Source organism: Cellulomonas sp. (assembly GCF_036279715.1).
GTDB lineage: Bacteria > Actinomycetota > Actinomycetes > Actinomycetales > Cellulomonadaceae > Cellulomonas_A.
The window spans coordinates 1-5,652 of the sequence record NZ_DASUIR010000057.1 but is presented as its reverse complement, the minus strand read 5'-3'; the positions used below and the strand labels follow the sequence as shown (position 1 = coordinate 5,652).

Sequence of the window (5,652 nt, the reverse complement as noted above, 5' to 3'; positions counted from 1 at the left end):
CGCGCGGCGTGACCATGCACGGCTTCGCGCTCAACTGCGACCCGGACCTCACCGACTTCGGCCGCATCGTGCCGTGCGGCATCGCGGACGCGGACGTGACGTCGCTCTCGCTCGAGGCGGGCCGCCGCGTCACGATCGCCGAGGCGCTCCCCCTCGTGCGCGCGCATCTCCCGGTCGCCCTCGCCGAGGTGACCGCAGCGGGCAGGTCCACGGCGCCGGCGTCCGCGGTACCGGCCTGAGGCTCCCCGCATCACCGCCCGCCGCTCCCCGCGCCGTCATCGGCGCGGCGGCCTCCCGGCGAGCTGGTCCACGATCGACTGCGACCAGGCGCGCACGTCCTCCATGTCGCGGAAGTCCCCCTGCTCGGCGTCGATCATCGCGACGAGCGCGCGCTCGGCCAGTCCGAGCTTCTGGCGGTCGAGACGCCCGGAGAAGCAGCGCGGCGGGTGCGCACCCGTTCGCGTCGCGACCGTGGCGACGTCGTCGGGCTGGGCGGGCGGCACGAGCGGGTCGCCGACGGGTCCGGACCAGAAGAGCCAGACCGGGCGCGCCGCGAGCCGACCCGCCTCGCGGTCGACGAGCTCGCGCAGCGCTGCCGCCAGCCGTCCCACGTACACCGACGAGCCGAGAACGACGGCGTCGTACGTCTCGACGTCCCGAACCTCGTCGGGGTCGAGCTCGTCGGCCTCGTGGCCGGCCTCCCGCAGCACCTCGGCCACGACCTCGCCGATCTCGCGCGTCGCACCATGGCGCGACGCCACCGTGACCAGGATCCGCATGTCGAACCTCCTCGGGGCGTGCGCGAGGGGAGCTGTCCCGTGCTCCGTCTCGCCATGCTGCCCCCTGACCTGGTCCTTCGCCTGGGCCGGAGGTCCCCTTGCGCAAGCGGCCCCGACCTGCACGTCGCGGCTCGCGTAGGGTGAGGAACGTGACGATCGCTCCTGAGGGCCGCCGGATGCTCCGAGTCGAGGCCCGCAACGCCGCGACCCCCATCGAGAAGAAGCCCGCGTGGATCAAGACCCGGGCGACCATGGGGCCCGAGTACTCCGAGCTCAAGGGACTCGTGAAGCGCGAAGGCCTGCACACGGTGTGCGAGGAGGCGGGCTGCCCCAACATCTTCGAGTGCTGGGAGGACCGCGAGGCGACGTTCCTCATCGGCGGCGACCAGTGCACGCGGCGGTGCGACTTCTGCCAGATCGACACCGGTCGCCCCGCGGACTTCGACGCCGACGAGCCGCGCCGGGTCGCGGAGTCGGTCCAGGCCATGGGCCTGAAGTACGCGACCGTGACGGGAGTCGCTCGCGACGACCTGGACGACGGCGGTGCGTGGCTGTACGCCGAGACGGTGCGGCGGATCCACGCGCTCAACGTCGGCACGGGTGTCGAGCTGCTCATCCCCGACTTCAACGCGGTCCCCGCGCTCCTCGACGAGGTCTTCAGCTCACGCCCCGAGGTCCTCGGTCACAACCTCGAGACCGTGCCCCGGATCTTCAAGCAGATCCGGCCCGGCTTCCGCTACGACCGCTCCCTGTCGGTGCTCGCGGCCGCACGCGCGGCCGGTCTCGTCACCAAGTCCAACCTCATCCTCGGGATGGGCGAGACGAACGACGAGGTCGTCGAGGCGCTCCACGCGCTGCACGACGCGGGCTGCGACCTGCTGACCATCACGCAGTACCTGCGCCCGTCCGTCCGCCACCATCCCGTCGACCGCTGGGTCCGCCCCGAGGAGTTCGTCGAGCTGTCCCAGGAGGCGGAGCGCATCGGGTTCCTCGGCGTGATGGCCGGGCCGCTGGTCCGCTCGTCGTACCGTGCCGGTCGGCTGTGGGGTCAGGCGATGGCCCGCCGTGGCGAAGAGATCCCCGCGAACCTCGCCCATCTCGGTGAGCCCCGCACGTCCCGCCAGGAGGCGTCGAGCCTCCTCGCGAGGTAGACGCGACGACCCTCCGCGATCGGTAGACTTCCGGCTCATGGCCCGTCAGAGCACTCCCTCCCCCGCCTCGCCGCCCAAGGTGAAGAAGACCCGGTGGTACCACCAGGTGTGGCAGGCGTACACGATGACCCGCAAGACGGACCCGGCGGTCACGTGGTTCGTGCTCGGCGCCGTCGTCGGCATCCTGGCGATCGGGCTCATCATCGGCCTGGTCATCGACCGGTGGCTGTACATGCTGCTGCTCAGCCTCCCGTTCGCGGTGCTGGCGGGCATGTTCATCCTCGCGCGCCGGGCCGAGTCGGCCGCCTACGCGCAGATCGAGGGACAGCCGGGCGCAGCCCGTGCGGCACTCGGCACGATCCGCCGCGGCTGGACGTTCGCGGAGGAGCCGGTCGCGGTCGACCCCCGCACGCAGGACCTCGTGTTCCGCGGCGTCGGTCGCGCGGGCGTCGTGCTCGTCAGCGAGGGACCGGCGAACCGCGTCGGGAAGCTGCTCGAGGCGGAGCGCAAGCGCACCGCGCGCGTCGTGTCCGGCGCGCCGATCACGATCATCCAGGCTGGCGACGGCGAGGGTCAGGTGCCGCTGCGCAAGCTTCCGCGGGCCGTCCAGCGCCTCAAGCCGACCCTCACCAAGCAGGAGGTCGCCGAGGTCATGAAGCGGCTGACGGCGCTCGGTGCGATCCGCCTGCCGGTCCCCAAGGGCGTCGACCCCATGCGCGCGCGCCCTGACCGCAAGGGCATGCGCGGCCGCTGACGGCCCCGCCACACCGTCGACCTCGAGCGGGAGCATCCCGTGGCGTCCGGAGTGCGATCGTCCTGGAACCACAACACCCACTTCCACCCGGTCGTTCTGCGGGGACTCCGGCCCGGCGCCACGGCAGTCGACGTCGGCTGCGGCGAGGGTCTGCTCACGCGCCGGATGCTCGCCGCAGGAGCCGGTCACGTCACAGGCCTCGACTCCTCCACCCCGATGATCGAGCTCGCGCGAGGGCTCGCCGCCGGTGAGTCGAGATCCGCAGCCCTCGACTACGTCGTGGCCGACGTCCTCGACGCGGCACAGCTCGGCACCTTCGACCTCGTCGCGTGCGTGGCGACGCTGCACCACCTCGGTCTCGACCGTGGACTCGAACGTCTCCGGGACGTGACCGCCCCGGGCGGACGTCTCGTCGTCGTGGGCCTTGCTCGCCCCTCGTCCCCGCTCGACCGGACGCTGGGTGCGTGGAGCGTCCCGCTGAACCGCGTCGCGATGGCTGTGCGCGGCTACTGGGAGCATCCCGCGCCCGTGCGCGACCCCGACGAGACCTACGACGCCGTGCGCGTCGCTGCCGCCCGGACCCTGCCAGGGAGCATGTTCCGATCGCGGCTCTACTGGCGCTACACGATCGAGTGGCAGGCGCCCGACTGACGACGCCCCGCTAGCGGAGGACGATCACCGTGCCGGCGAGCCGGTCGTGCATACCGCGGCCGTCGGCGTCCCACACGACGGCCGGGACGACGAGGCACAGGAGCACCGCGCGGACCACGCCCGCGAGCAGACCGGGTGGTGCCGGGGGCGCCGCCGGCCCGGCTGGTTCGGCGACCGCACGAACCAGCCGCACAACGCGAAGGCGAAGCAAGCGGTGGCCGACGGTCATCCCGAGGGTCCCGACGAGCACGACGTTCTCGATCGCGAAGACACCGAGGGTGGCCATCGCGTCACCGTGGAAGAACGCCGCGGAGATCGCGAGGCACGCGGCCCAGTCGATGACCAGGGCGAACATCCGGCGTCCGAGCGGTGCGAGAGCCCCGGACCCGGTCGCAGGGAGCCCGAGACGCGCGCCGCGCGACGTGCCGTCCGCCCCGGTCGCGCCCCCGAGGGGACCGTCGAGCCAGCCACCCATGCTCGCGCGCATCTCCACCCCGCTACCCTAACGAGCGAGAGTAGGTCCGCCCGGACGCTGCTCCTGGTCGACGAGCGCCTCCCGGATCGACAGACGGTGACACGGGAGAGCGCGCCGTAACATCGCCGAAACATTCGGTACACGACCGGGAAACCGTCCGGGCCTAGCCTCAAGGCGCCCGATCAGGGCACATCGAACCGAGGAGCAGCGGATGTTCAGCAAGCCGGAGGAAGTCCTGGCGTTCATCAAGAGCGAGGACGTCAAGTTCATCGACGTCCGGTTCTGTGATCTGCCCGGCACGATGCAGCACTTCAATGTCCCGGCGTACTCGCTGCCTGACGACTTCTTCGTGAACGGTCAGATGTTCGACGGATCCTCGATCCGTGGCTTCCAGGCCATCCACGAGTCGGACATGAAGCTGATCCCGGACATCAAGACGGCCTACCTCGACCCGTTCCGGGTCGAGAAGACGCTGAACATCAACATGCACATCGTCGACCCGTACACCGACGAGCCGTACAGCCGCGACCCGCGTCAGGTCGCCGCCAAGGCCGAGGCGTACCTGCGCTCGACGGGCATCGCGGACACCGCGTTCTTCGCCCCCGAGGCCGAGTTCTACATCTTCGACGACGTGCGCTTCCACACGAAGCAGAACGAGTCGTTCTACTCGATCGACTCCTTCGAGGCGGCCTGGAACACCGGTCGCAAGGAGGAGGGCGGCAACCTCGGCCACAAGATCCCCTACAAGGGTGGCTACTTCCCGGTCCCGCCGGTCGACGGCTTCTCGGACATCCGCGACCAGATCAGCCTGCACCTGGACGCCCTCGGCCTCGGTGTCGAGCGCGCCCACCACGAGGTCGGCACCGCCGGCCAGCAGGAGATCAACTACCGGTTCGACGAGCTCGCGATCTCGGGCGACAAGGTCATGCTCTTCAAGTACGTCGTGAAGAACGTCGCGCACGCCGCGGGTAAGACCGCGACGTTCATGCCGAAGCCGCTCTTCGGCGACAACGGCTCGGGCATGCACGTCCACCAGTCCCTGTGGAAGGACGGCAAGCCGCTGTTCTTCGACGAGAAGGGCTACGGCGGCCTGTCCGACATGGCGCGCTGGTACATCGGCGGCCTGCTCAAGCACGCGCCGTCGCTGCTCGCGTTCACCAACCCGACGGTGAACTCCTACCACCGCCTGGTCCCCGGCTTCGAGGCGCCCGTCAACCTGGTCTACTCGGCCCGCAACCGCTCCGCGTGCATCCGCATCCCGGTCACCGGTTCGAACCCGAAGGCCAAGCGCATCGAGTTCCGCGTCCCGGACCCGTCGTCCAACCCGTACCTCGCGTTCGCCGCGATGCTCATGGCTGGCCTCGACGGCATCCAGAACCGCATCGAGCCGCCCGAGCCGGTCGACAAGGACCTCTACGAGCTGCCCCCCGAGGAGCACGCCCTCATCCAGCAGGTCCCGGGCTCGCTCGCCGAGGTGCTCGACACCCTCGAGGCCGACCACGACTACCTCACGGCCGGCAACGTGTTCACGCCCGACCTGATCGCGACGTGGATCGACTACAAGCGCTCGCAGGAGGTCGACCCGATCCGGCTGCGCCCGCACCCGCACGAGTTCGAGCTGTACTACGACTGCTGACAGGCGGGCCTCACAGCTGCTCCTGTGAGGCTGTGACCTGCAGCAACGCGAAGGCGGGCCCCGTCTCGGGGCCCGCCTTCGCTCGCTTCTGCCACACGCGAGGTCGGAACCCGCGGTGAGTCACCCGCTGAAACGGCGCTCAGCGCTCGGACGACGCCCGGACGACCAGCTCCGGCGCGAAGACCACCTGCTCGACCTCGGCGCTC

Annotated in this window: 7 protein-coding genes; 5 read left to right on the top strand and 2 right to left on the bottom strand. The window is 70.6% G+C overall.

Annotated elements, in window-relative coordinates; translation table 11 throughout:
• Nucleotides 1-239: lipoyl protein ligase domain-containing protein (locus VFW79_RS06275; protein ID WP_414647893.1), on the top strand; the 239-nt coding region annotated here is incomplete at its 5' end.
• 36 nt (nucleotides 240-275) lie between these two features.
• Here VFW79_RS06275 and VFW79_RS06270 read toward each other — a convergent pair.
• On the bottom strand, nucleotides 276-779 hold the full coding sequence (locus tag VFW79_RS06270; RefSeq protein ID WP_329676461.1) for a flavodoxin domain-containing protein: 504 nt from the start codon (nucleotides 777-779) through the stop codon (nucleotides 276-278).
• A gap of 149 nt (nucleotides 780-928) precedes the next feature.
• Here VFW79_RS06270 and lipA point away from each other — a divergent pair, with 149 nt between their 5' ends.
• The 3 genes from lipA to VFW79_RS06255 are packed head-to-tail and all read left to right on the top strand — an operon-like array spanning nucleotide 929 to nucleotide 3,335.
• Nucleotides 929-1,930, top strand: coding sequence for a lipoyl synthase (gene lipA / locus VFW79_RS06265; protein ID WP_329676460.1), 1,002 nt, complete (start codon nucleotides 929-931; stop codon nucleotides 1,928-1,930).
• Nucleotides 1,931-1,967: 37 nt separating this feature from the next.
• Nucleotides 1,968-2,684 (top strand): DUF4191 domain-containing protein, encoded by a 717-nt coding sequence (locus VFW79_RS06260; RefSeq protein ID WP_329676459.1) that lies wholly within the window; start codon nucleotides 1,968-1,970, stop codon nucleotides 2,682-2,684.
• Between the two features lie 39 nt (nucleotides 2,685-2,723).
• Nucleotides 2,724-3,335: a class I SAM-dependent methyltransferase gene (locus tag VFW79_RS06255; RefSeq protein WP_329676458.1), complete on the top strand. Its 612-nt coding sequence runs from the start codon at nucleotides 2,724-2,726 to the stop codon at nucleotides 3,333-3,335.
• 10 nt (nucleotides 3,336-3,345) lie between these two features.
• On the opposite strand, the gene VFW79_RS06250 is transcribed toward VFW79_RS06255, so the two are convergent.
• Nucleotides 3,346-3,822: an RDD family protein gene (locus VFW79_RS06250; protein ID WP_329676462.1), complete on the bottom strand. Its 477-nt coding sequence runs from the start codon at nucleotides 3,820-3,822 to the stop codon at nucleotides 3,346-3,348.
• A 199-nt stretch (nucleotides 3,823-4,021) separates the two neighbouring features.
• Here VFW79_RS06250 and glnA point away from each other — a divergent pair, with 199 nt between their 5' ends.
• Nucleotides 4,022-5,446, top strand: a complete 1,425-nt coding sequence (glnA, locus tag VFW79_RS06245) for a type I glutamate--ammonia ligase (protein ID WP_329676457.1) — start codon at nucleotides 4,022-4,024, stop codon at nucleotides 5,444-5,446.
• Nucleotides 5,447-5,652: the final 206 nt, after the last annotated feature.